This window comes from Formivibrio sp. oc-25 (assembly GCF_055810895.1).
In genome coordinates this window covers 1-2,598 of the sequence record NZ_JBVVOL010000069.1, presented here as the reverse complement: position 1 = coordinate 2,598, position 2,598 = coordinate 1, and the positions used below count along the sequence as shown (strand labels likewise).

At 58.8% G+C, this 2,598-nt stretch carries 3 protein-coding genes; all 3 read left to right on the top strand.

The window, feature by feature from the left end; translation table 11 throughout:
* A partial coding sequence (locus AC0KVQ_RS16280) for a nitrite/sulfite reductase (RefSeq protein WP_473422247.1) occupies positions 1 to 1,353 on the top strand: 1,353 nt, incomplete at its 5' end.
* A 9-nt stretch (positions 1,354 to 1,362) separates the two neighbouring features.
* Entirely contained in the window at positions 1,363 to 1,902 is a 540-nt protein-coding gene (locus tag AC0KVQ_RS16275) for a DUF934 domain-containing protein (RefSeq protein ID WP_473422246.1), read from the top strand.
* Positions 1,903 to 2,598: cytochrome ubiquinol oxidase subunit I (locus tag AC0KVQ_RS16270; protein ID WP_473422245.1), on the top strand; the 696-nt coding region annotated here is incomplete at its 3' end.

The window sequence follows — 2,598 nt, the reverse complement described above, 5'->3', positions numbered from 1 at the left end:
GATACGCCGGATATCCTGGCCTTTCTGGCCGAACACGATATGCATGCCATCCAGACCTCCGGCAATTGCATCCGCAATATCGTGATCGATGTGCTGGCCGGTGCAGCCGCAGACGAGATCATCGATCCGCGCCCCTTGGCCGAGATCGTGCGCCAGTGGGCGGCCTTGCATCCGGAATTCGCCTATCTGCCGCGCAAGTTCAAGATTGCCATGTCCGGCGCCAGGAGCGATCGCGCCTTGCTCTACGCCAACGATATCGGCTTGCAGCTCTACCGCAATACTGAAGGCCAACTGTTACTGCAGGTGATCGCGGGCGGTGGTCTGGGGCGTACCCCGATCATTGGTTCGGTGATTCACGAGGGCTTGCCTTGGCGCCATCTGCTGAGCTACCTCGAAGCGGTGGTCCGCGTGTTCAACCGCCATGGCCGGCGTGACAACAAGTACAAGGCGCGCATCAAGATCCTGCTGCAATCGCTCGGACTGGAACGCTTCAGGCAGGAAGTCGAACAGGAGTGGGCCAAGCTGAAGGATGGCCCGGCAACGATCACCTCTACGGAATATCAGCGCATCGCCGCGCATTTCACACTCGCGCAGGATGATTTGCCCGATGAGGATTGGTCTGCACAAGCCGCCCAGCAACCCGATTTTGCCCGCTGGCTCAAGCGCAATGTCCGTGCGCATAAAGCCTCTGGTCATGCCAATGTGGTGCTCTCGACCAAGCCCGGCCCAAGCGCGGCACCGGGCGATCTGACCAGCGCGCAAATGCGTGCGGTGGCGGATTGGGCCGAGCGCTATGGCTGCGGCGAGATCCGCATTGCCTATGACGAAAATATCGTACTGACGCACATCCGCCAGCGTGATCTGTTCGCGCTCTGGCAGGACGCTGCGCAAGCCGGGCTGGCAACGGCCAATATCGGCTTGCTGACCGACATCATTTCCTGCCCCGGCGTGGAGTTCTGTGCGCTCGGCAATGCCCGTTCCACCCCGATCGTTCATGCCATTCAGGCACGTTTTTCCGATCTCGACTACCTGCACGATCTGGGTGACCTGAGCCTGAAAATCAATGGCTGTATGAATGCCTGTGCGCATCACCACCTGGGCAACATCGGCATTCTGGGGGTCGATAAGAACGGCGAGGAGTGGTACCAGATCATGCTGGGCGGACGTGAAGGCGACGACACGGCGCTGGGCAAGGTGATGGGGCCGGCTTTCCGCGCCGAGCGTATTCCCGAGGTGCTTGAACAGATCATCGGCGTGTTTCTCCAGCACCGTTTGGGGGATGAGGCCTTCAGCGAGACCTTCCGCCGTATCGGCTTGTCCCCGTTCAAATCCACCGTTTATCCGCCGCAATAAGGAGCATCCATGAAACGGATTATCAGCAGCCATGGTCAGCCTGCCGTGATCGTGCCTGACCAATGGCAACTGGTGCGCAGCGCGCCGGTTTCCGCAGATACCAGCGTCAGCCGCATCCTGCCTTTTGCACTCTGGCAACAGATGCGGGTCTCCGGTATTCCCATGTCTGCGACACAAACCGCTGTCTGGCTTGCGCCAGAAGATGACTTCACCACCGAGATTGATGCCTTGTTGCAACTGCCTCTACTGGCGGTGGATTTCCCGTCATTTCGGGATGGGCGTGGTTACAGCGTCGCGTACCTGCTGCGCTCGCACTATGGCTATGCGGGCGAACTGCGTGCCATTGGCGAGGTACTGCGCGACCAGCTTTTCTATATGCAGCGTTGCGGCTTTGACAGCTTTGATGTGGCAGCCGATCAGGATATCGACGATGCGCTCAAGGGGCTGACGGGCATCAGCATCAAATACCAGGGTGCGATTGATGATCCGGTACCGCTGTTTCGCAAGCGCGCCGAAGCCGCAACGACGGATGATGGCTGGGAGCCGTAAATGCACGAATTCTCTGCTGTGGAGCTGGCCCGAATCCAGTTTGCCTTTACGGTGTCATTCCATATTGTCTTTCCCGCCATCACCATCGGGCTTTCCAGCTTTATTGCCGTGCTGGAAGGCTTGTGGCTCAAGACTGGCGACACGGTGTATTACACCTTGTGCCGGTTCTGGTCCAAGGTCTTTGCTGTGTGTTTTGCCATGGGCGTGGTGTCCGGCGTGGTGATGAGCTACCAGTTTGGTACCAATTGGAGTGCGTTTTCCAACTTCGCCGGCAGCATTACCGGCCCGTTGCTGACCTATGAAGTGCTGACAGCGTTTTTCCTCGAAGCAGGCTTTCTGGGCGTGATGCTGTTTGGCTGGAACAAGGTCGGGCCACGCGCGCACTTTACGGCCACCATCGCCGTGGCCGTAGGCACCCTGATTTCGATGTTCTGGATTCTGTCGTCCAATAGCTGGATGCAAACCCCGGCCGGTTATCGCATCGAGGATGGGCGGGTAATCCCGGTTGACTGGTTCGCAATCATTTTCAATCCTTCCTTTCCGTACCGCTTTCTGCATATGGCGCTGGCGGTGTTTGCCGTTTCCATGTTGCTGGTGGCAGCAACGGCAGCCTGGCATTTGCTCAAGCAGCGCAATAACCGCCCGATGCGCATCTCGCTCACCATGGCACTGGCTTGCCTGCTGGTGGTCGCGCCG